The organism is Embleya hyalina (assembly GCF_003967355.1).
GTDB classification, from domain to species: Bacteria; Actinomycetota; Actinomycetes; order Streptomycetales; family Streptomycetaceae; genus Embleya; species Embleya hyalina.
Genome location: NZ_BIFH01000069.1, coordinates 1 through 22,517, shown reverse-complemented (window position 1 = coordinate 22,517; position 22,517 = coordinate 1). Strand labels below are relative to the sequence as shown.

Genomic DNA, 22,517 nt, shown 5'->3' with positions numbered 1-22,517 from the left:
CCGCCCCGCCGCCCCGCCGTCCCTGCTGCCTCGCCGTCCCATCCGCCCGCCCGCCCCGTCGCTCCGCCGCCCCGCCGTCCCTGCTGCCTCGCCGTCCCGCCGCCCCGCCGTCCCTGCTGCCTCGCCGCCCCGTCGCCCCGTCGCCCCTGCTGCCTCGCCGTCCCGTCGCCCCGTCGCCCCGTTGCCCCGCCGCCCATCCGCCCCGCCGCCCCACCGTCTCGTCACCCCCACCACCCCGCCGCCCCCGGGTTGGCCTACCCCCTCGGGATGTCGCCCGCCTGGTGGGGGCGCACTGAAAGGGGGCTTGGGCTTGGTTCGTTGCCACGAAGTTCGTGGAGGGCCGTCGTTCTAGCGTCGTGGCATTCGCCGCCGCCGGGTATGGCGGACCGGGCCGAGGCCGACCCAGGATGGAGGAAGCCATGACACGACGTCTGCGTCTGGACGACCTGACCGCGATTGTGCTACCGGAGCAGCCGTCGATCTCACCCGACGGGACTCGCGTCGTCTACACGCTGGTCGGCGTCGATGTCGAGGCGGACCGTCCGGTGCGCAGCCTGTGGTGGGTGGCCACCGCCGACGGCACCGCGCCGACCAGGCTCACCGAGGGCCCCGGCGACGGCAGCGCGGCGTGGTCGCCCGACGGTACGCGGATCGCGTTCCTGCGCGCCGCCGGCGGCCCGCCGCAGATCTGGGTCCTGCCCGTGACCGGCGGCGACCCCCGGCAGCTGACCCGCCTCCCGCTGGGCGCCGGCCGCCCGATCTGGAGCCCCGACGGCTCCCGGATCGCGTTCGCCGCCGCCGTCGACACCCACGCCGTCCCCGGCGAGGACGACGCCGCCCGCGCCGCCCGGGGCCACGCGCCGCTGGTCGTCGACGCCCTGGACTACCAGGCCGACGGCGCCGGCCTGCTCGGCACCATGCGCAGCCACCTCCACGTTCTCGACCCGGATACGGGCGAGGTCACCCAGGTCACCGAGGGGGAGTGGCACGCGGGTGAGCCGGCCTGGTCGCCGGACGGCCGCCGGCTGGCCTTCTCCGCCGGCCGCGGTACCGACGCGGACATGAACAACCTGTCGGCGGCGTACGTGCTCGACCCGTCCGCCCCCGGCGTACCCGCCGAGCAGGTCGGCCCCGCCGACGGCATGATCGGCCCGGTCGACTGGACCCCCGACGGCGAGGCGCTGCTGGCCGTCGGCGCCACCCACAACGGCACCGGACACGCGCGCCTGCTCCGCATCCCCCTCGCCGGCGGCCCCGTCACCGAACTCGCCGCCGCGCTGGACCGCAACATCATGTCCGGCGGCGGCGGATACCCCGGCGCGCTGCCCCGGTTCACACCCGACGGTCGCGAACTGCTGTTCTGCGCCCGGGAGGCCGGTGACACCCAGCTGCTGGTCCTCGACCCCGCCACCGACACCACGCGCCTGCTGGTCGGCGGTGCCAACCGCAGCGTCTCCGGCGTCTCGGTCCCGCGGACCTCCGGCCCGGTCGCCATCGTGCTGGCCACCCCCACCTCCTACGGCGAGATCGTCCTGGTCGACCCCGCCGACGGCACCGAGCGCGTACTCACCACACACGTCGCCGACGCGCTGCCGGACGTGGAACTGTTCACCGCCGTCGACCGCCGGTTCACCATCTCCGACGGCACCGTCGTACACGCCCGGGTGATCCGCGACCCGCAGGCGAGCGGCCCCGGCCCGCTGCTCATGGACATCCACGGCGGCCCGCACAACGCGTGGGGCGGCACCGCCGACTCGATCCACCTCTACCACCAGGTGCTGGTCGAGCGCGGCTGGACCATCCTGCTGCCCAACCCCCGGGCCAGCGACGGTTACGGCGAGGACTTCTTCACCGCCGCCGTCGGCGCGTGGGGCCTCGCCGACGCCGCCGACTTCCTGGAGCCGCTGGACACCCTCGTCGCCGAAGGCATCGCCGACCCCGACCGGCTCGCCGTCTCCGGCTACAGCTACGGCGGCTACATGACCTGCTACCTGACCAGCCGCGACCGGCGCTTCGCCGCGGCGGTCGCCGGCGGCGTGGTCAGCGACCTGGTCAGCATCTCCGGCACCTCCGACGCCGGCACCTTCCTCTCCCGCGCCGAATTCGGCGACATCAGCTACCGCGACGAGCCCGAGCGCTACGCCGCGATGAACCCGCTGACCAGGGTCGGCGACGTACGCACCCCGACCCTGATCGTGCACGGCGGCAGCGACATGCGGTGCCCCGTCGGCCAGGCCCAGCAGTGGTTCAGCGCGCTGCGCGAACAGGGCGTGCCGACCCGGATGGTGCTCTACCCCGAGGGCTCGCACCTGTTCATCCTCCAGGGCCGCCCCTCGCACCGCCTCGACTGGAACCGGCGGATCGTCGACTGGGTCGAGCAGTACGCCGGCCCCGCGGGCCGCACCCGCCCGGCCCGCCTGGACGCCGCGCACTGGCAGCGCCGCCTGTCCACGCTGGCTTCGCGCCACCAGGTCCCCGGCGCGGCGCTCGCCGTCCTGCGTCTCGGCGCCGACGGACCCGGTGCCACCGGACCGGGCGCCCACGGACCCGACGATCTGATCGAGGCGGCCCACGGTGTCCTCAACCTGAACACGGGTGTTCCGGTCACCACCGAATCGGTCTTCCAGATCGGCTCGATCAGCAAGGTCTGGACCACCACGCTGGTCCTGCAGCTGGTCGAGGACGGACTGCTCGACCTGGACCAGCCGTTGGCCGAACTGCTGCCGGAACTGCGGCTTTCCGAACCGGAGTTGCCCAAGCGCATCACCATGCGCCACCTGCTCACCCACTCCTCCGGCATCGACGGCGACCACTTCCCCGACACCGGGCGCGGCGACGACTGCGTGGCCCGCTACGTGGACACCCTCGTCGATGTCGCGCAGGTCTTCCCGCCGGGCGCCGGCTGGTCGTACTGCAACGCGGGCTTCGTGCTGGCCGGCCGGGTGATCGAGCACCTGACCGGCAAGACCTGGGACGAGGTGTTGCGCGAGCGGCTGAGCACCCCGCTCGGGCTGATCCGCACCGTCACGCTGCCCGAGGAGGTGCTGCTGCTGAGCGCCGCGGTCGGACACCTCTCCGAAGGCGGCGGCACCCCGACCGTGGCACCGGTGTCGGGCCTGCCCCGCTCCCTCGGACCGGCCGGCTTGATCTCCTCCACCGCGGCCGAACTCCTGGCCTTCGCCCGGCTGCACCTGACCGACGGGCTCGCCGCCGACGGCCGCCGACTGCTCGCCGCGCAGCACACGACCGCGATGCGCGAGCGGCAGGTGGACGTACCCGACACCGCGTCGACCGGAACCGCCTGGGGCCTGGGTTGGCGTCTGTGGTCGGTGGACGGGCAGCAACTGTGCGGCCACAACGGCGGCACCGTCGGCCAGCTCGCCTTCCTCCAGGTGCTGCCCGAACTCGGCCTGGCGGTGGCGCTGTTGACCAACGGCGGGCAGGCGGAGGAGCTTTCCGAGGAGCTGTTCGCGGAGATCCTCACCGAGGCGGCGGGCATCGCGCCGGCCGAGCCGTTCGCCCCGCCCGCCGAGCCGCCGGCCGTGGACGTGGACCGCTATGTCGGGGTCTACGAACGCGCCGGACAGCGCGACGAGGTGTCGGTGACGCCCGACGGTCTGGTGCTCCGCCGCGAGCTGACCGGGCCGCTGGCGGACACCCTGCCGGACGCGGTCACCGAGCTGCGATTGGTGCCGGTCGCCGAGGACCTGTTCGCGGTACGCCTGCCCGGGTCGCCGATCTGGCGTCCGCTCACCTTCGGCTCCTTCGGTACCGGTGGGCGATTCCTGTACGTGGGTGGTCGGATCGGTCCGCAACGGGACTGACCCGACCGCCCATCCCACCGCGTTTCCCCCGTGACGCGGTGCCGTCGGCCCCCTGCCTCGTTTCCCGTCCGAGGCAGGGGGCCGATTCCGTGCGCGCGCCACGCGCGCCCCGTCCCCGCCCCGCCCCCGAGCCGCCCTCACTCGATCGGCCGCCGCAGCCGTGCGGCCACCCGGGTGAGGGCGTCCTCCGAGGCGCGCCGGACCATGGCCACGTGCCCGTTTTGCATGAGTATGGGCCGGGCGACGCGATCCGCGCGCCGCGTGCGGGGCGGCCAAGGAGTACCACGATGGACGAGTTGACCACCCGGGTCGACGGGATGCTCGACGATCTCTGCGCCCAGCTGCGGCGGCTCACCCGGATTCCGTCGATCGCCTTCCCCGGCTACCCGCCGGAGCCGGTGACCGAGGCCCACGACCTGGTGGTCGACCTGCTGCGGGACGCCGGCGTGCGGGACATCGCGGCGTTGCGGCTGCCGGACACCTCCCCGGTGATCACCGGCCACATTCCGCCGCCGCATCCGGACGCGCCGACGGTGCTGCTCTACGGGCACTACGACGTGCAGCCCGCCGGCGACGAGGCGTTGTGGACGACCACGCCGTTCGAGCCGACCGACGTCGACGGGGCGATCCACGGGCGCGGGGTGGCGGACGACAAGTCGAACCTGATCGTGCACGTCGGCGCGCTGCGGGCGTTCGACGGCCGGCCGCCGGTGGGGATCCGGATCGTGTTCGAGGGCCAGGAGGAGTACGGCAGCGATTTCGACGACTACCCCCAGGCGCACCCGGACGAATTCGCCTGCGACGCGATGGTGATCGCCGACATGGGCAACATCCGCCCCGGCACCGGCACGCTGACCGTGGCGCTGCGCGGCGTGGTCGAGGTGATCGTCGAGGTGCGCACGCTCGAAGAGGCCAAGCACAGCGGCAACTTCGGCGGCGCCGCACCGGACGCCCTCCTGGTACTGCTGCACGCGCTGGCCGCCCTGCACGACGCGAAGGGCGACGTCGCCGTGCCCGGCCTGCGCCGCGAGCAGTGGGCAGGCGGCGGTTGGAGCGAGGAGGAGTTCCGTCGGCTGGCCGGGATCCGCGACGGCATGCCGCTGATCGGCACCGGCGATCTCGGCTCGCGCCTGTGGTCCGGCCCGGCGGTCACGGTGACCGGCCTGGACGCGCCCTCGGTCGAACGCGCGGCATCGGCCGTGGTGCCCTCCGCGCGGGCCAAGCTCAACATGCGCTGCCACCCGGCCCAGGACCCGGCCGAGGCACAGCGGCTGCTGATCGAATTCCTGGAGGGCCTGCGGCCGTTCGGCGTACCACTGACGGTGACACAGGCCGGCGCGCCCGGTTCGGGGTTCGCGGCGGCCACCGACGGGGTGGCCTACGCCGCCGCGCACGAGGCGCTGCGCACGGCGTGGGGCGAGGATCCCGTACACGCTGCGGCGGGCGGGTCGATCCCACTGGTCAACAGCCTCGCGGCGGCCCAACCGGGCGCGGAGATCCTGCTGTTCGGGGCGCAGGACAGCATGTGCAACCTGCACGGGCCCAACGAGCGGGTCCTGGTGAGCGAACTGCGCGACGCGGTGGTCGCGGAGGCGGCCTTCTTCACGGCGTACGCCGAGCGGTTCCGGCGCGGCTAGGGCATGTCTTCAAACCCCCGTCGTGGAGCTCGGCGGGGGTTTGAAGACATGCCCTGGCGCCCGCGTCGCCACCGGCCGGCCCCGACGCCCATCGAACCGGCAGCAGCCGCGTCGAATCACCAGCAGCCGCGAGGAGCACCGCGTGAGTACCGACCAAGCCCCGCCGACCGAGGCCGAGGACGAAACGCCCCCGCCGAAGCGCGGGTTCCGCTTTCCCAGCGCGCTGACGGTATTGGCGATCGTGACGATCGCGGTCTGGGCGCTGGCGTTCGCGATTCCGGCGGGCGAGTACCGGCGCGGCGACGACGGCAAGCCGGTCGCCGGCAGCTACCACCAGACCAAGGCGCCCGAGGACTTCGTCCAGCGGCTCAACGACCTGTTCCTGTCGCCGGTCAACGGCCTGTACGGGATCAAGGACGGGCAGAGCGGACAGGTCGCGCCGGACAACTCCGGTGATCTGTACGGCAGCGCGGCGGTGTTCCTGTTCGTGCTGGCGATCGGGGCGTTCATCACGGTGGTGTTCGCCACCGGCGCGCTGGATCGGGGCATCGCCCGGCTGGCGCATCGACTGCGCACGCGTGGCGCGGTGTTGATCGTGGCGATCATGACCGTGTTCTCCATCCTCGGTTCGGTGGAGGGTTTCGCCGAGGAGACGCTCGGGTTCTACGGCCTGATCGTGCCGTTGATGCTGGCGCTCGGCTACGACCGGATGGTGGCCACCGGCACGATCATCCTGGGCGCGGGCGTGGGCGTGCTGTGTTCGACGGTGAATCCGTTCGCGACCGGCGTGGCCTCGTCGGCGGCGGGGATCTCGCTGGGCGACGGCATCGTGCTCCGGTTGGTCATGCTGGTCGTGTTGACGGCGGTGACGATCCTCTACGTGGTGCGCTACGCGCATCGGGTCAAGGCCGATCCGTCCCGCTCGTTCGTGGGCTTCCTGCCGGGGGACCGCGAACAGGCGCAGGCGGCGGCGACCGGCGCGGATCCGGAGCCGTTGACCCGGACGCACCAGATCGTGCTGGTCACGGTGACGATCACGTTCGTGTTCATGATCTTCTCGATCATCCCGTGGGCGCAGGTCCTCACGGGCGATGCCGACGCCACCCCCTACGGGTGGGAACTCGACTGGTCCTTCGCCGAGTTGGCGGCACTGTTCATCGTGGCGGCGGTCATCGTCGGGCTGTTGGCGCGGATGGGCGAGAAGAAGTTGTCCGAGACGATCATCCAGGGCGCGGCCGACTTCGTCTCGCCGGCGCTGATCATCATGCTGGCCCGCGGGGTCACCGTGATCATGAACAACGCCCTGGTCACGGACACCGTGCTGCACTCGATGGAGAGCACGGTCGCGGATTCCACCTCGGCCGTGTTCGGCCTGCTGATCTTCGCGGTCAACCTGCCGCTGGCGTTCCTGATCCCGTCCACCTCGGGGCACGCGACGTTGGCGATGCCGATCCTGGCGCCGCTGGCCGACTTCGCCGATGTGCCGAGGGCGTTGGTGGTCACGGCGTGGCAGGCGGCGTCGGGGTGGATGAACCTGTGGGTGCCGACGACGGCGGTGATCATGGGTGGGGTGTCGCTGGCCAAGGTCGGCTACAACCAGTACCTGCGCTTCGCCGCGCCGTTGCTGGCGATCCTGTTCGTCCTGATCTGCGCCTTCGTCGCGCTGGGCTCGGGTCTGTCCTGACCGCCCTCGCGCCGGCTCGGGTCGCCCTCGGGCGCGGCCCGGCCGGCGCGGTGGGTGATTCAGTCCCGGAGGGAGGCGAGCCAGGTGGTCAGGATGTGGTTGACCTCCTCGGGGCGCTCCTGCTGGATCCAGTGGCCGCAGCCGTCCAGGATGTGGGAGGAGACCAGGCCGGGGAGGGTGGTCGGGTAGGCGGCGATGGCGTCGGCCATCCAGGTCGTGGAGGCGTCCAGGGCGCCGCCGAGGAACAGGGACGGCTGCTCGATCGGGGCGCCGGCGTGGTCGGCGAGGTCGGCCCAGTCGCGGTCCATGTTGCGGTAGCGGTTGAGTGCTCCGGTCAGGCCGGTGCGCTCGAACTCCCCGGCGTACACGTCGAGATCGTCCTCGGTCAGCCACGCGGGCCGGCCGCCGGCGGGGAACCGGTCGCGCAACCGGCCGCCCGCGCGGGCCACGAAGTGCGGGTCGGGCGCGCCTTCGCCGGGCATGGTGTCGGCGGACAGGGCCGCGTAGAAGCCCGCGAGCCATCCCCGGACGTCGGGCTCGATCTCCGCTTCGGCCCGGCCGGGCTCCTGGAAGTACGAGACGTAGAACTCCTGGTCGCCGCCCATGCCCGCGAAGACGTCGGTGGGGCGGGGGCCGCCGGGCGGCGCGTAGGGCACGCTCAGGAGCGCGACGGCCCGGAAGACCTCCGGGTGGAGCAGTGCGGAGCCGGCCGCGATATTGGCGCCCCAGTCGTGCCCGACGATCACCGCCCGCTCCTCACCCAGGGCGCGCACCAGGGCGACGTTGTCCGCGACCAGGTCGAGCATCCGGTAGGCGTCGCCGGCGGCGGGCTTGGAGGAGCGACCGTAGCCGCGCACGTCGAGCGCCACGGCCCGGTATCCCGCCGCGGCGAGGGCCGGGAGTTGGCGGCGCCAGGAGTACCAGGACTCGGGGAAGCCGTGGACGAGCAGGACCAGCGGTCCGGTGCCCTGCTCGACCAGGTGCAGGCGCCCGGCGGGGGCCTCGATGGTGCGGTGGCGTGGGTCGGCGGACGGTGCGGGGTGGTGCATCGCTTCTCCTCGGGTCACGGGCGGCTCCTCGGTTCACGGCCGGCCGCGGTCACCCACCGATCATGCGGCGGGGCGGGTACGCGCGGCGAGCGGCATTGACATCCTGGCAAACTGGCAGGACAGGGACGTGGAGGCGACACGGAGGAGGGAGCGGGATGGCGGAATCGGACTCGGACGCGGACTCCGGGGCGCCGTCGGTGTCGGGGACGGACGACGGGACGGCCGACACCCTGGCGGCGATGGGCCCGCGCCTGCGGATCGCGCGCGAGCGGCGCGGCGCCACGCTCACCGGTGTCGGCCGCGCGACCGGCATCGCGCCGAGCACGCTGTCCCGGATCGAGAACGGCAGGCGCAGGCCGACCCTGGAGGTGCTGCTGCGGCTTGCCAAGGCGTACGACGTCTCCCTCGACGAACTGGCCGGCACCGCACCCGCCGGCACGATCGGACCGCGCCCCCCGACGTCGCGGCGCGCCGGCGACGACAAGGCGGTGTTGCCGCTGACCCGCTACGTCGGGGGCCTGCACGCCCACAAACACGTCCTGCCGGCGGTCGACGCCCCGCCCGCGCGGCCCCGGCAGGTCTCCCACGACGGATACGAATGGTTGTGCGTCCTGTACGGGCGCCTGTGGTTGGCCCTCGGCGACCGGGACCTCGTGCTGACGTCCGGCGAGATCGCCGAGTTCGACACCCGTACCCCCCACGGAGTCGCGAACGCCGGCCCCGGTGGTCCGGTCGAATACCTGATCATGTTCGGCCCTCAGGGCGAACGCCTGCGCCCACGCACCCCGTTGCCCGACCGAGGACCCCGGTAGCACCGAGCCGGTCGAACCCGTACGGGCCACCGGGAGCCGCTGCCGGTTCTGCGAACTCGCCTTCCTTCAAAGGGAGTTGCCCACGGGCCCCCGAGATCGGGCCACTTCGACGGACGATCTCCGGTGTCCTGTTCGGGTTGTTCGTATGACCTCGGGATGTATCCGCCGGATCGGAGGTGGGACGAGTTGACCGAAAATCGATGGAACGACACTCGAAATGGCGTTCGAAGAGGCTCTGGGGACGTTGGGGGGCCGCGGATGCCGCCAACACCAAGATCGTCACTATTCGAATTTTTTGTCCGAATTCCTCGCTGTGGCGGATGTTCCGGAAGGGAATCCTGTGACGCGTGGGTACACGCCCACACCGTCGCGGGTCCACGAGGGATGTTCCCCTGGGCCCGTTTCCTACGTGGGCCGGCCGAAGCCGTGCGGGCCCTGGAGGACGGGCCCGCCGATGGTCGCGGGACGTGGCGGGTGTTCGTGTCATTGCGAGCGGCCCCCGGCAGGGTATACGCGCGCAGAATGAGAGAAGGAGAGGAACTTCGATGTCTCATGGACGTCGGTTAGCGCGGTTATCGACCGCGCTGTTCGTGACAGTGGGAATCGCCGGAACGGGGATCGCCGGAGCCGGCACATCCGGATCGGCTGCCGCGGTGCCGCGCACCTCGGTGTACGTCGACGGCGGTGTGCTGTACGCGACCTCGGCGGGAGTGGTGGACAACCTCGTCACGGTCACCGGGACCGCATCCGGCTGGACCGTGTCGGACTCCACCCCCGGTGGCGGCGTGACGGTCGGGAACGGTTGCACGAAGAACGCCTCCGGAGCGGCCGTCTGCCAGAGCTCCGGCTTCACCTCGGTGGTCGTCGACCTCGGTGCGGGAGACGACATCGTTCAGTTGACGGGTACGGCGGGCGTGAACTGCCGTGTGAACGGCGGCGCGGACGACGACATCGTGAACGCGTCGCGCTGTGAGCTCGACGGCGGCGCGGGGGACGACGTCCTCTACGCGAAGGTGGACACCGTCACCCGAGGCGGCGACGGCGACGACGCGATCGTCGTGTACGACCCCACCACGACCGCGCCGCGCGAGGTCTTCGGCGGCTCCGGTCGTGACGAGATCGCCTTCACCCTGGCCACCGGGCCGGTGACGGTGACCCTGGACGACGTCGCCGACGACGGCCAGAACGGCTACGCGAACATCAACGTGCACTCCGACGTCGAGAACGTGCGAGGCGGTCAGTACAACGACGCCCTCACCGGCAACGCCGCCGACAACCAGCTGCGCGGCGCCGCGGGCGACGACCTGCTGATCGGTGGCGACGGGAACGACACGCTGGAAGGCCACGCCGGGAACGACATCCTCAGGGGTGGAGCCGGCGTCGACGCCCTCTTCGGCGGCACCGGGATCGACCAGTGCGACGTCGGCCCCGACGGCGGCACCGTCTCCCCCGACTGCGAGTCGTGAGTCGGTAGTCGTACGCGAAGTACGACCCGGTCACTTCGTTGAACCGGTGTTCCGTTCAGCCGAAAACGGCACTTTCGCTTGGTCGCACCGACACCCCGGGCCCAGGGTGTCGGTCGATCGCGTATACCCCCGAACCGCTGCCGGAGTGCTAGTCGACCTCAGGTCGGGTCGCGGCCTTTTCCGCGATGCGGCGCTCCGCGTCGGCCCAGTCGATGGGGAGGTCGCCGACCTCGACGTTCCAGAAGACGAAGGTCGCCGTCTTCATCGTCGGGCGCATCGCGATCACGATGCCGCGGTGCGGGTCGGTGTCGTTGAACGTCATGAGCGACTGGCGGTCGTCCCATGCCGAGAGCGTCAGGAACGTGCGCTTGAGGGGACGGGCGATCAGGGAGGCGCCGAGGCAGCCGGGGGCTTTCCTGACCTGGCGCCAGGCGGCCAGCGACTTGGTGAAGAAGCGTGGAACGTCCTTGAGGCCGCGCACCTCGAAGCACGAGGCCATGACCAGGGCGGACGTGGTGTCCCCGGGCGCGTTGGGCACGGTCCACGGCAGGGTGGGCACGAAAAGCCTCCAAGATCGGTGAAGTCGGCAGGCGCCGGGAGGATACGCCTGCCGCCCTGCGACGGCCAACGAGTGACGCCCCCGGACGACACGGTCCACGGCACGAACGAGGCCACCGTCACCGGACCACACCGCACGGCGCCGGTTCGGCGGCGCGGAGGGTCGCGGGAACGGGTGCCTACGACAGTCGTACCGAGACGTTGCCCCGGTAGGCGCCGCCCAGCAGGGAGAGGAACGCCCGGGGTACGTCGTCGATTCCCGCCTCGACGACCGTCTGCGGGTAGACGAAGCGGCCCTCGGCCGGCCAACCGCCGAAGTGCGCCCGCCAGGCCGCGACCTGGTCGGGCGTGTGGTGGCACGAGAATGGCCGCAGTTCGACGCCCGCCGCCTCGGCCGCCGCGCGGTCGGGCCGCGGGAAACGGTCCGCCGCGTCGCCGAGTTGGCTGGACAGCGACCCGCACAGGGCGAAGCGTGCGCCCGGCCGGGCCGCCCGGAGTGCGCCCCGATACTGCTCGCCGCCCACGACGTCGAAGAAGACCGAGATGCCGTCGGGCGCGAGTTCCGCGAGCCGTTCGGCCGTGGAGCCGTCGTGGTAGTCGAAGGCCGCGTCGTAGCCCAACTCGTTCACCAACCAGTCGACCTTCGCCGCGCTGCCCGCACTGCCGATCACCCGTGCCGCGCCGAGGCACTTGGCGATCTGCCCGGCCAGTGAGCCGACCCCGCCCGCCGCGCCGGAGACGAACACCACGTCGCCTTCGCCCACGCCCGCCACCTCGGCCATCCCGTAGTAGGCGGTCGGCCCCTGGCCCAGGTGGTGGCCGGGGTCGGCGAACGCCTCGCGGTCGAGCCTGAGGTACGAGTCGGCCGGCCCGGCCGAATACTCGCTCCAGCCGGTCATCGACTGCACCAGGTCGCCGACCCGGAGGTCGGGGCTGTCCGATCGCACCACGGTGCCGACGACGGCCACCCCCACCCGCTGCCCCGGCCGCCAAGCCGGCACCGGGATGGTGCAGTCGGCCCGCATCAGCTCCAGGTAGGTCGCGGCGAGACCGATCCGGTCGGTGCGTACCAGCACCTCGCCGTCCACCTCCGTCTCGGCGACGGCGAAATGGTCGAGCGTGGGTGTACCGGTGACCGGGGCGGTCAGTCGGATTTCACGGGTGATCATGTCTTGTTCCTTGCCTCGGGTGTGGCCGTCGAGATCGACCCTAGGGAGGCTTCCGGTCACTTTCCGACCGGAAGTCCAGGCAGGATCGTCGGCATGGCGAACACCAGCTCACGGACCCTCAGACTGCTTTCGTTGTTGCAGACCCATCGGCACTGGTCCGGCCCGGAACTGTCGGACCGGCTCGGGGTCTCCGAGCGCACGCTGCGTCGCGACGTCGAGCGGCTGCGCGAACTCGGCTACCCGGTCAACGCCGCCCGGGGCACGGACGGCGGCTACCAACTCGCGCCCGGCGCAGTGCTGCCGCCGCTGCTCCTGGACGACGAGGAAGCGGTGGCCCTCGCGGTGGGCATCGGCGACGCGGCGCAGAGCGGGATCGCGGGGTTGGAGGAGGCGTCGCTGCGGGCGCTCACCAAGGTGGTACGGGTCCTGCCGCCCCGGTTGCGGGCCAGGGTGGACGCGCTGCGCGCGATGACGGTCTCCGCCGCCGCGGCCGGGCCGGTCGTCGCGGCGGGGGTGCTCACCGCGATCGCCCAGGCGTGCCGGGACGAGGAACGGCTGCGGTTCGGCTATACGGCCAGGGGATCCGCGCCCACCGAGCGCGAGGTCGAGCCGCACCGCGTCGTCGCACTCGGCGGGCGGTGGTACCTGGTCGCCTACGACCTCGCCCGGCACGACTGGCGCAGTTTCCGGCTCGACCGGCTGACGGAGCCGACGGCGACCGGCGCGCGCTTTCGGCCGCGACCGCTGCCGGCCGAGGACGCCGTGGCCTTCGTCCGGGCGGCGAGCGGGGCCCCGGCCCCGTACACGGTCGAGGTCCTTGTGCACGCGCCGTCCTCGCGCGTGCGGCAGCTGGTCGGCCGGTGGGGCACGATCGAACCGCTCGACGGGGACAGTTGCCGGCTCACCATGACGTCGACCTCCCTCGACTGGCCGACCCAGGCATTGGGCAACGTGGGCGCCGAGTTCGAGATCCTGGGCCCTCCTGAGTTCGCCGCGCACATCCGGGAGTGGGGCGCCCGTTTCATGCGCGCCGGGGACACGGCACTGGGCTGACGGGACGTCAGTCCCGCAACGACGCGGTGAGGGCCACCCACGAGGCCGCGCCGAATATGAGGTGGCCTATGGGCACGTTCTTGCTGTCGCGGACGGGCACGATGGCCGGGACGTCTCCGGCGACCTCGACACAGTTGCCGCCAGTCCCGTTGCTGAACGACGACCTACGCCAAGTCACGGCTTTCACGTCGGTGCTCATCACGGTGCTCCTTGATTGCCCTACGGATCAGCGCCGCCGACTGTTCTGGGGACAGTGCGTTCGCGCTCACACGATCGTACGAGCGCCTGCGCTGGGCAACTTCCGGAGGATCTACGATCAGCGTGCCTGTGTCGTGACCCTCGATGTAGGCGACGGTCGAGTCGTCCGACATCCGCAGCAGCACGAGTGGGCCGCCGAGCGCTGGATGGCCGCCTGCCGAGAACGGAAGCACTTGGATCGTGCAGCGGCTGGAATCGACGTGTGGCAGTAGGGCCGCGAGTTGTTCACACATGCACTCTCGGCCACCGAGCGGGCGACGGATGGCGCCTTCGTCGATGATGGCCCAGAAGTGCAGGGCGTTCGGCCCCCGCATGTACTTCTGCCGTTCGAGCCGACCGTTCTTCAGGACCATGATGTCGTGCCCCTCGGCTTCGGGGTTGCATGCCCTGATCAACGCTTCGGCGTATGCCGGAGTTTGAAGCAAGCCCGGGATCGTCTGTACCGAGTACTCCCGGAACTCGAGTGCCAGCGCTTCGAGACGCATGAACTCGTGGTATTGGTCTGGCACATCGAAGTGAACCAACCCGTAGAGCCGTTCGAGTAGACCACCCGTTGCCAGGGCGATGTCCAACTCGGCCGGCAGCGGCGGCGGAATGGTGCACGCGGCGCGCTCGACATCGGAGAGCACACTCTTGGAGCTGCCGACGATACCGGCGAGCCGAGCCAATGACATGCCGGCGGCCTCTCGGCGCCGTCGCATTTCCGCGCCGAAGAAGTGCCGTCCCGACCGATCCGGCGTCAGGTCGTGACTCTGGAACGTACCCACGGAGCCGCTTTCCCCCTTACGGGTGCCATTTCCCGTCCGGGCTCACATTCCGGACGGGGCGTGGGTTCACACGCTAGTCATCCATGGCGACGCTGTCAGGGAGTGGCCGAATCTCCACCCACGGCAACGAGAGGCCGAATCATGCCCACTTTCGAAATGGCTCCAGATAACTATCCCGAGGACCCTCGCGACTGGACCACGGACCATGTCGCCCGCTTCTGGGCGATCAACAGCAAGCGCGCCGTTCGGTGCGAACTGTCGGGGCGCATCGGCACGTTCGCCGCCGTCATCAACCTTCAGGCGTTCGTCCGGCTGCCCGGCGGCACCGAGTTCCGGACGCACTGCGGGCACCTGCGGGTGTTGGAAGACGAGGTGGCCGCATTCGTGTTCGGAACCGTCGGGGTGGGCCGTGATGTACCGCGAGGGTGACTGGGTGGAACCCGCCGACGAGGCCGTCCGCGATGTGCGTCATCCCGGCCAGATCCTCATGGCGCAACCCCTCCCGGACGGCGGCCAGAAGCTCACCGTGCAACCCCGTGGCGGCCGAATCGCGTGGGTCATGCCCTCGGACGACGTGCGCCGGATCCCGCCACCGCCTAGGCCCGGCCACATGGGCGTCGGCGACAAGACGAAACACACCAACGACAGCCTGCGCCGAACCCATCCGCCCGGAACGATCGCGCACATCGATCCGGACACCGGCGAGGTCCGCGTGCAACCCTTCGACCCGGCCCGCCCCACCTGGACGGCATCGCTCGCCCTCCTCGTCCCGGACGACGGCATCTGGTTCCCGAGCGACGGCGCACCACCCGCCAGATCCCGCCCGTTCCCCATCCCACCCGGCACCCCCGCCCCACACGCATACGGTTGCTACCGACTCTGAACGGACGAAACCGCCTACTGGATGTTCAGGGCGATGGGGTGGCCCGACGCGTCGGGGCAGACGAACACCCGCAGTTCGCCGAAGCGGCCGACATTGAGTGACGGATCACCGCCGCTGTTCACCGTCAGGAACAGTCGCATGCGGCGTCCGCAATCCGTTCCGGAACAGGTGATCGGCTGAAGATCGGTGAGATGCCAGGACGGCCAACCGCCGACCTTCCATCCGCCGAGGCAGGCGAAGTCGTCGTGGTAGTCCCAGTCCTGATCCTCGCACCACTCCATGACGGCATCCCGGAGGTCGTCCGGAAGGTCGTCGTGCTCGGGGAAGTCCCATGCCTCGACGGGGCTCAACGTGCACGGCTGCGGGATGTACCCGTCCCGCGCCCGACGCGGCTGCGGCGGCGCGGCGGTTGTGAGCCCTTGCTCGGCGCCGCGCCGCCACCGCAATTCGAGTCGCGGTCCGCCGTACGGGTTTCCGCCGGCCACGTCCTCGCGGTCGTGGTCGTTCGGACACCACAGCACCTGGAGGAGGTCCGCGTCGCGTCCCTCGAACGCGCGAGGGACATCGACCGCGCGCAACTGCATCACGGGCACCATCGCCACGGGATCGGTGCACGGGTCCGGCCGCGTCGAGATCCGTTCCCACGTGATCAGGTCCAGGCCGCTCGCACCGTTCATGATCCGTTTCTGTGCGGCCGCCTCCTCGTGCGTGACGACGTTGTGCTCACCGGTGCCGTTGCGCGCGCGGGCCTCGCGGGCCTCGTCCATGTCCTGCCACTCCCGGCGCTCCGCCGCGCTGAGCGGATCGCGGTGGTGGATCCAGTGACCGACGGCGCACTGCGGCCACGGTTCGTCGGCGGGCCACGACAGCGGCCCGCCGAGGCCGCTGTCACCCGCGTCGGGTACACCACTTGTCGGGTTCAACAACACCGCGATCCGGGCAAGGTCCCCCAACTGCGGGAACTCCGCCACCAGAGCCTCGTCTTCGGGATGTACGCGCACGCCGAGCACGCTACCGACCCGAAGCGCAACACCGCTCGGGGGTTCTGCGTGGGGGCGGCGGATCGCAGCATGGACGACGAGGTGCATCCGTACGCTGGTCGGCAAAACTCATGGGGGATGTATGTACGGCATCATCGTGGTACCGCCGGGATGTACGAGACGTCAGGACCAGGTGGGTCTGGTTCCCGGTGAGCGGCTGGTCTTCGGCAGAGAGGCCGAGTTCCTGGGGCACAGCCACAGTCTCGTGCTCGCCCACAAAGGGGTGTCCCGGCTGGCGGGGGAGATCACGGCCATGGGTGCGTTCTGGACGTTGAGCAATCTCAACCGCCGGCAGACCTACGTGGTGGAGAACCCGGAGGGGGCGGGCGAGCACGTCAAGCTCGCACCCGGTCGGCTGGACGCGCCCATTCCCTTCGAGTTCGCGCGCATTCTCTTACCCGCGGCGGACGAACTGCTCGCCGTCGAGGTGTGGGCGCCGCGCCACGACTACCTGGGCTCGGAGCCGTGGGAGCCGCAGGGTGCCACCACCGTTCCGGCTTTTTGCCTGGATCGTGGCAAACGCTACTTCGCGGTCCTGGTCGCCCTGTGTGAGCCGCGACTGCGCGACATGCCGGCGCACACCGCGCTGCCCACGTCCGAGGAGATCGTGCGGCGGCTGCGTCCCGGGTGGTCGGCGGCCAACCGCGCGACGGTCCAGTGGAACATCAACTACCTGGCCGTGAAGCTGCGTTTGCGGCCACCGCGCGAGAGTGCGGAGACGGGTCCGCGGCGCAACGGCATCAAGGAGTCGCTGGTCGCGGTCGCGCTGCGGTTCGATCTGGTTCGGGAAGAGGACCTGGCCCTCCTCGACGAGGCCGCCGGCGTCGGAGAGGAGCGGTGACCGGGCAGGAGCGGCGACCGAGCACCGTGGCCGTGCCCGAGGGGTACGAGATCGGCTCGTGGCGGGTGGAACGCCTGCTGGGTTCGGGCGGGTTCGGGAGTGTCTACACCGCGTCCCGGAGCACGGCGGGCGAACCGCGTCGGGCCGCGCTCAAGTTCCTGCCCACCGGCACGCGCACGCCGCGACAACTGCGGCACCTGCGGGATCTGGCGGAGCGTGAGATCGAGGTGCTGCGTCGGGTGCGCGCGCCTCGGCTCATTCGCATGCACGAGGTGTTGACCGTCGACGACCCGGCCTCCCCCGACCTCGACGGCGCCACGGTCCTGGTGCTGGACCACGCCGAGACCTCGCTCGACCACGTCCTCACCCGGTCACCGCGACCCCCGTCGGCTCCGGCCCTGCTCACCCAGATCTGCGAAGGGCTGGTGCAGTTGCACGGCGCCGGCTGGGTGCACGGCGATCTCAAGCCCGGCAACGTACTGGTGATGGCGGACGGCACGATTCGGCTGGCCGACTTCAACATGGCCGCGCAGCTGGAGGGTACCCACGCCTACGCGCCCGGCTTCGCCACGCCCGACTTCACTCCGCCCGAGTTGTTGTGGAGCGACATTACCGAACGCGGTCGACTGGTGCGTCCCACGGCCGACATCTGGGCGTTCGGCGTGCTGGCCCACCTCGTGCTCACCGGGAGCATGCCGCTGCCCGGGCCCACCGCCGCCGCGCGTCGCACGGCGCTCACGCACTATGTACGAGGCGAGCAGGAGTTGCGCTTGGCGCCCGAACTGCCGTCCGCATGGCGGGAGATCATCCGGGACTGCCTGGCCCCCAGCCACGACGCGCGGGTCTCGCACGACGCGCGTTCCCTCCTCCGGCGCGTCGAGCGGCTGCAACTTCCCGCCGAGGCGGCCGGGCCACGGCGCCGCAAACGCGTCCTGCTCTCCGCCGCCCTCGTCACGGCGGTCTGCGCGGTGGCGGCGGGCACGGCGTTTCTGTTGGGCCCGGACGACCGGAACTCCCCGACGGCCAAGGGCGCGGACACCCCGTCCGCCCCGGTGGGAACACCGCCGGCCTCGGTGGGCACGCCGTCGGCCCCGGCGTCTCCCGTCGCCTACGACCGCTGTATCCCGGGCAGTGTCTGCTTCTTCACCGAGCCCGACGGCGGGGGCCGGATGTGTGCCTGGGTGGGGGACGAAGCCGATTGGCTCGCGGGGAAGAACGTCTGTAGTTGGGCGACCGCCACGTCGCCACGATCGGTCTTCAACAACGGGAAGGGCGCCTCGTTGGGCGAGATCTTCACCAACGTCACCTATTTCGCCGAAAGACACCTGAAGAACCAACTCGGCTGCGTTCCGCCCGGCACCCGCCGCAACCTCGACGCGGGTGTGAACCCGCGTTCGCACGTGTGGACGGAGTCCTGCGCGTAGCGGGTCGGGAACGCGAAGCGCTCGGCCGGGATCTTTCGGATCCCGGCCGAGCGCTTCGCTCATCTCCCGGCGACAGCCGGTGGATCGGCCGTCGGGCTGCAATCCCCCGTGCCATGCACCCTCGACGACCTCGCGGGTTCGCCGCGTGTGATGGTCGTCAGCAGGGACGCACGCTGTTGATCGGGCTCCATCCGTAGGGGCCGTTGGAGTACGGCTTGTCGGTGGTGTTGGAGTTGCCGGTGCCGTTCTTGCCGGAGTAGAACGTCCCCCTGGCAGTGCCGCTCTGGTTGTTCTCCCAGTAGCCGCTGCCCTCCCAGTTGGCGACGTTGTAGACGCCGCACTTCCAGAAGGCGAACACCTTCCATTGGTCCGGGCTCTTGGTGGTGTCCCACACGCTGAGGCACAGCCGTCCGCTCGGGCAGTCGGTGGTCTGGCCATTGAGGCGGTAGTAGACCGAGTAGCCGTCGGCGGGGCCGCTGATGACGATGGGAGCGGCCGCCAGGGTCGAGGCCCCCTGCGGGGCGGCGGCGGTCGTTCCGGCCGCCAGGGCCGGGGTCATTCCGCCGACGAGGGCACCGGTTGCCAGTGCCAGGACCGTGATCGTTCGGTTGAGTTTCATGGCGATGACGATGCCGGCGCCCCGACGCCCGCGGAGCCTCACAAGTGTGAGGTGGCATCGGGGGTCGAGGAACATCCATGCGAGATCGTGCGCGAAGCCCGTGACCGTGCTGGTGGGCGGGTTGGAGCGTCGATCGCCCCGTCGGCAGAGAAAGTCTTGGCACAGATAACGCCCTGGTTGGGCTGGTGCCACGAGCGCGGGCACGAGGCTCCGGCGGTCCCGGCCTGGGCGAAGCGGCTGAGCGTGCCGGACTCCGAGACCCCGGCCCGTTCGCGAATGGCCGTCGACCGGTTGATCGCCCGCCGGGAGGTGCACCTGCGGGAGAAGACGTTGTATCGGATGCTCTTCGAGACGGCGGGGCGGTCGGAGGAGATCCTGAGCCTGAACATCGAGGACCTGGACCCCGCCGGGCGCCGCTGCCTGGTCAAGGCCAAGGGTGCCCGGGCCAAGGCCCGCCGCCGGGGGCAGACCCGCAAGGACTTCGTGCTGGAGACCGTCTACCAGGACGCCGGCACCGCCCGCCTGCTGCCTCGCCTGCTGAAGGGCCGCGCGGGGGCCGGTGTTCGTCACCCACCGCCGGCCCGGCCCCGGGAAGGTCGTCGGCCCGCGCGACGTGTGCCCGGACACCGGACTGGCCCGGCTGTCGTACGGGCAGGCGCGCGCGGTGCCGGACGCGTACACCGCGGTACGCGGGCCCGGGACGGGCTGGGATCTTCACGAGTACCGCCATTCGGCCCTGACGCACCTGGGCGAGGCGGGAGCGAGTCTGCTGATGCCGATGGCCAAGTCCCGGCACAAGAAGCCGGAGAATGTGCGCCGCTACCTCAAGCCGTCCCCGGAGGCGATCGCCGAGCTCACCGGCCTGCTCGCCCCGGGCGACAGCAGGCGGTGAAGACGGCGTTCGCGCAACCGCCGCTCGAAACCCGCGAGTTCAGGATTTCCGCAGGCCGATCTGGCGAACTTGGGGGTCATGCGGGAGTTGGAGGGGAAGGCCCGGCCGTGGGTTCAGAGCCTGAGCCTGCCGAGCATCCCCGCCAGGCGGGCCGTACATTCCGCTGCGCGTGAACGAACGATCCATCTCCTGCTCGTGGGGGGAGACTTCGCAAGACACCCCCGAGATGCCGGAGGTCGACATGGCTCCGACCCCGAGCCGCTTGGTCCGCGCGCTGCCGTACCGGCCGGCGCTGCGCCACCCGACGATGCGCCGTCTGCTGCCCGGATTCGTCTTCTCGTCGCTGGGCGACGGCATGGCCGTGGTCGCGGTCGGTTGGCTGGCGATCGACCTCGCACCGGCGTCGAATCGCAGCGTGTGGGTCGCGCTGGCCGCCGCCGCGTACGTCCTGCCCGGTGCCCTGGGCGCACTCTTCCTGGGACCCTGGCTACGACAGCGCAGCCCCGCCCACCTGGCCGGATGGGACGCGATCCTGCGCATGTGCGCGCTGGGCACCATCCCCGTGTGTTACGCCGTCGGCTTCCTGTCGATTCAGGCGTACGTGGCCTTGCTGGCAGCCTCGTCGGTACTGCATTCCTGGGGGCAAGGCGGTATATACACGCTGGTCGCGCGCGTGCTGCCGGAACGTGATCACCTGGCCGGGAACGCCCTGCTGTCCAGTGTGGGAGCGTTCGCGACGATCGTCGGCCCGATGCTGGCCGGCGCGCTCATCGTGGTGGGGGGCCGGCGACCGTGCTCGCCGTCGACGCGGTCACCTTCCTCGTGCTCGCCGTCACCTTCCTCGTCCTGTTGCCCGACGTCGGTGCGACCCCACCCGAGGACGCGTCGCGAGCGGCGGGCTTCACGGCCATCCGGCGCAACCCCACCCTCCTGGGCCTGCTGACCCTGAGCTTCGGTTTCTTCTTACTCTTCGGACCGGTCTACGTGGCGTTGCCCCTGTACGTGTCGGGCGCACTGCACGGCTCCGCGGGGCTGTTGGCGGCCTTCTACTCGGCGTTCGGCGTGGGAGCGCTACTCGGTTCGTTCCTGACCGGATTCCTGCGCAGTCGACCGCGGAGACCCACCGCCGTCGCCATCGTCGTCGGCTTCGGCGTCTTCATGCTCCCCATCGGCCTGGGCGCGCCGACGCCCGTCGCGATCGGCGCGTTCGCGATCTGCGGAATGTTGTGGCCGCCCTACGCCTCGCTCTCCACGACGCTCATCCAGCGCTCGTCGCCCGACGCGCTGATGCCCCAGGTTTTGGCGGCCAGTTCGGCGGTACGCGTGTTGTCCGTGCCGCTGGGAACGGCGCTGGGCGGTCCCTTGGTCGGCGCCTTCGGAGCCGACACGACACTGTGGCTCGCCGCCGGGGGTATCACGGCACTCGGGCTGCTGGCGGCCGGCGCTTCGGCACTTCGGGTACGGGCGAGGCCAGACGCGCCATCGGCGGTCGCGGCGGTCGCGGCGGTCGAAGAGACGCAGAGCTGACGTCTGGAGTCGAGTGGATAAATAGCGCCATTCAAGAAAATGGTGCCCCTTTCTTGTGCTCGACCGTTTCCTCCTCGCCTGCCGGAAGATGGACCGAAGTCGTGCGCCTCGCCTGGTGCCTCGAACCATCGGGGTTACGAGATCGGCGTTCGGCTCGCGCAACGGCCTCAATTCGTCGGGGAGTTCGGGCAGGGTGAAGGAGTATCGCCCGAGCATGTTCACGTGGTCACGCACGAACGGGGACAGGCGGGCCACGTCCGCGTCGCGGACGTCGAAGCCGTTGGTCCGCAACCGCTTGACGGCGGCGTCCATGTAGCGGGTGTTGAAGAGCACCAGGGCGTTGAGGACCAGGCCGAGCGCGCCGAGTTGGTCCTCCATGCCGTCCTGGTAGTTCTGGTAGAGCTGTCCGGCCTTGCCGTGGAAGATCTTCCGGGCGAGGGAGTGCCGGCCCTCCTGGAGGTTGGCCTGGGCCTTGATCTGTCGCCGGTAGGCGGGCTCGTCCGCGAGTCGCAGGATGTGCAGGGACTTGGAGATCGGGCCGTGGTGCGCGATCGCGTCGCCCAGCGGTGTGGGCCGTCCGTCGCGCGAGAGCATCCGGATGACGTCGTAGGCGCGCACCGCGCCGGTGTGGATCGAGCCGATGATCCGCAGGATGTCGTCCCAGTGGCGCTCGATCCGCACCGGATCCACCCGCCCCCGGGCGACCTGCCGGAACGGCCCGTAGTGCGCCCGCGCGTCCACCCGCCACATCTTCTGGTCGGGCAGGTCCGCCAGTTGCGGCGCGTACACGTACCCGGCCAGGGTGAGAAGCCCGAAGACGATGTCACTGTACGAGGCGGTATCGGTGACGATCATCTCCGGGCGTTTGCCGCCGTCGCGGTCGTAGAGCACGTCGAGCACGTACAGCGAGTCGCGTCGGGTGCCCGCCACGACCTTCCCGCCGAGCCCGGCGGCCTGGTCGTTGATCATGTTCAACCACGTGGCGCCGCCCCGGCGTCCGAAGAAGCGGGGATT

At 71.0% G+C, this 22,517-nt stretch carries 18 protein-coding genes and 2 pseudogenes; 12 read left to right on the top strand and 8 right to left on the bottom strand.

Annotation, left to right across the window (positions count from 1 at the left end):
• The first annotated feature begins 419 nt into the window (after nt 1-419).
• The 3 genes from EMA17_RS51075 (at nt 420) to EMA17_RS51065 (ending at nt 7,145) form a co-directional block, all read left to right on the top strand.
• Nucleotides 420-3,824, top strand: a complete 3,405-nt coding sequence (locus tag EMA17_RS51075; RefSeq protein WP_126644073.1) for a serine hydrolase — start codon at nt 420-422, stop codon at nt 3,822-3,824.
• A gap of 287 nt (nt 3,825-4,111) precedes the next feature.
• Nucleotides 4,112-5,461, top strand: coding sequence for a M20/M25/M40 family metallo-hydrolase (locus EMA17_RS51070; protein ID WP_126644072.1), 1,350 nt, complete (start codon nt 4,112-4,114; stop codon nt 5,459-5,461).
• 142 nt (nt 5,462-5,603) lie between these two features.
• Nucleotides 5,604-7,145 carry a YfcC family protein gene (locus EMA17_RS51065; protein WP_126644071.1) on the top strand — a complete coding sequence of 514 codons (1,542 nt, stop codon included), beginning with the start codon at nt 5,604-5,606 and terminating at the stop codon, nt 7,143-7,145.
• Nucleotides 7,146-7,204: 59 nt separating this feature from the next.
• On the opposite strand, the gene EMA17_RS51060 is transcribed toward EMA17_RS51065, so the two are convergent.
• Nucleotides 7,205-8,194 carry an alpha/beta fold hydrolase gene (locus tag EMA17_RS51060; protein WP_126644080.1) on the bottom strand — a complete coding sequence of 330 codons (990 nt, stop codon included), beginning with the start codon at nt 8,192-8,194 and terminating at the stop codon, nt 7,205-7,207.
• 155 nt (nt 8,195-8,349) lie between these two features.
• Here EMA17_RS51060 and EMA17_RS51055 point away from each other — a divergent pair, with 155 nt between their 5' ends.
• Nucleotides 8,350-9,006, top strand: coding sequence for a helix-turn-helix domain-containing protein (locus tag EMA17_RS51055; RefSeq protein ID WP_126644070.1), 657 nt, complete (start codon nt 8,350-8,352; stop codon nt 9,004-9,006).
• Nucleotides 9,007-9,551: 545 nt separating this feature from the next.
• The gene (locus tag EMA17_RS51050) at nt 9,552-10,472 is read left to right on the top strand and encodes a calcium-binding protein (protein ID WP_126644069.1); all 921 of its coding nucleotides are present in this window, start codon (nt 9,552-9,554) and stop codon (nt 10,470-10,472) included.
• 148 nt (nt 10,473-10,620) lie between these two features.
• Here the strand turns inward: EMA17_RS51050 and EMA17_RS51045 are convergent, their stop codons facing one another.
• On the bottom strand, nt 10,621-11,031 hold the full coding sequence (locus EMA17_RS51045) for a DUF3291 domain-containing protein (RefSeq protein ID WP_126644068.1): 411 nt from the start codon (nt 11,029-11,031) through the stop codon (nt 10,621-10,623).
• A gap of 178 nt (nt 11,032-11,209) precedes the next feature.
• Nucleotides 11,210-12,199 (bottom strand): MDR family NADP-dependent oxidoreductase, encoded by a 990-nt coding sequence (locus EMA17_RS51040; protein ID WP_126644067.1) that lies wholly within the window; start codon nt 12,197-12,199, stop codon nt 11,210-11,212.
• Nucleotides 12,200-12,292: 93 nt separating this feature from the next.
• On the opposite strand from EMA17_RS51040, the gene EMA17_RS51035 reads away from it, so the two are divergent.
• Nucleotides 12,293-13,252 carry a helix-turn-helix transcriptional regulator gene (locus tag EMA17_RS51035; RefSeq protein ID WP_126644066.1) on the top strand — a complete coding sequence of 320 codons (960 nt, stop codon included), beginning with the start codon at nt 12,293-12,295 and terminating at the stop codon, nt 13,250-13,252.
• Between the two features lie 7 nt (nt 13,253-13,259).
• Here EMA17_RS51035 and EMA17_RS51030 read toward each other — a convergent pair whose 3' ends face one another.
• The gene (locus EMA17_RS51030; protein ID WP_126644065.1) at nt 13,260-13,451 is read right to left on the bottom strand and encodes a DUF397 domain-containing protein; all 192 of its coding nucleotides are present in this window, start codon (nt 13,449-13,451) and stop codon (nt 13,260-13,262) included.
• Complete coding sequence (locus EMA17_RS51025; protein WP_126644064.1) at nt 13,417-14,277, bottom strand: helix-turn-helix domain-containing protein; 861 nt, start codon at nt 14,275-14,277, stop codon at nt 13,417-13,419. The genes EMA17_RS51030 and EMA17_RS51025 overlap by 35 nt, the downstream gene beginning before the upstream one ends.
• A 141-nt stretch (nt 14,278-14,418) precedes the next feature.
• Between EMA17_RS51025 and EMA17_RS51020 the strand changes: the two genes are divergently transcribed.
• Both EMA17_RS51020 and EMA17_RS51015 read left to right on the top strand, forming a co-directional pair.
• Nucleotides 14,419-14,706: an SAM domain-containing protein gene (locus EMA17_RS51020; RefSeq protein WP_126644063.1), complete on the top strand. Its 288-nt coding sequence runs from the start codon at nt 14,419-14,421 to the stop codon at nt 14,704-14,706.
• Entirely contained in the window at nt 14,690-15,160 is a 471-nt protein-coding gene (locus EMA17_RS51015) for a hypothetical protein (protein ID WP_126644062.1), read from the top strand. Before EMA17_RS51020 ends, EMA17_RS51015 begins: the two co-directional genes overlap by 17 nt.
• A gap of 14 nt (nt 15,161-15,174) precedes the next feature.
• Here EMA17_RS51015 and EMA17_RS51010 read toward each other — a convergent pair whose 3' ends face one another.
• Nucleotides 15,175-16,161, bottom strand: coding sequence for a hypothetical protein (locus EMA17_RS51010; RefSeq protein ID WP_126644061.1), 987 nt, complete (start codon nt 16,159-16,161; stop codon nt 15,175-15,177).
• 121 nt (nt 16,162-16,282) lie between these two features.
• On the opposite strand from EMA17_RS51010, the gene EMA17_RS51005 reads away from it, so the two are divergent.
• Together EMA17_RS51005 and EMA17_RS51000 are read left to right on the top strand one after the other, a co-directional pair.
• On the top strand, nt 16,283-17,041 hold the full coding sequence (locus EMA17_RS51005; RefSeq protein WP_126644060.1) for an FHA domain-containing protein: 759 nt from the start codon (nt 16,283-16,285) through the stop codon (nt 17,039-17,041).
• Complete coding sequence (locus EMA17_RS51000) at nt 17,038-18,465, top strand: protein kinase domain-containing protein (RefSeq protein WP_126644059.1); 1,428 nt, start codon at nt 17,038-17,040, stop codon at nt 18,463-18,465. The genes EMA17_RS51005 and EMA17_RS51000 overlap by 4 nt, the downstream gene beginning before the upstream one ends.
• A 157-nt stretch (nt 18,466-18,622) precedes the next feature.
• Here the strand turns inward: EMA17_RS51000 and EMA17_RS50995 are convergent, their stop codons facing one another.
• A complete protein-coding gene (locus EMA17_RS50995; protein ID WP_126644058.1) occupies nt 18,623-19,084 on the bottom strand; it encodes a hypothetical protein in 462 nt (153 codons plus the stop codon).
• A gap of 159 nt (nt 19,085-19,243) precedes the next feature.
• On the opposite strand from EMA17_RS50995, the pseudogene EMA17_RS50990 reads away from it, so the two are divergent.
• Both EMA17_RS50990 and EMA17_RS56290 read left to right on the top strand, forming a co-directional pair.
• Nucleotides 19,244-19,976 (top strand): annotated as a pseudogene (locus tag EMA17_RS50990) (site-specific integrase); the annotation flags it as partial.
• Between the two features lie 792 nt (nt 19,977-20,768).
• Nucleotides 20,769-21,503, top strand: a complete 735-nt coding sequence (locus EMA17_RS56290; RefSeq protein ID WP_218043290.1) for an MFS transporter — start codon at nt 20,769-20,771, stop codon at nt 21,501-21,503.
• 144 nt (nt 21,504-21,647) lie between these two features.
• On the opposite strand, the pseudogene EMA17_RS56285 reads toward EMA17_RS56290, so the two are convergent.
• Nucleotides 21,648-22,517, bottom strand: a pseudogene (locus EMA17_RS56285) (Tn3 family transposase); the annotation flags it as partial.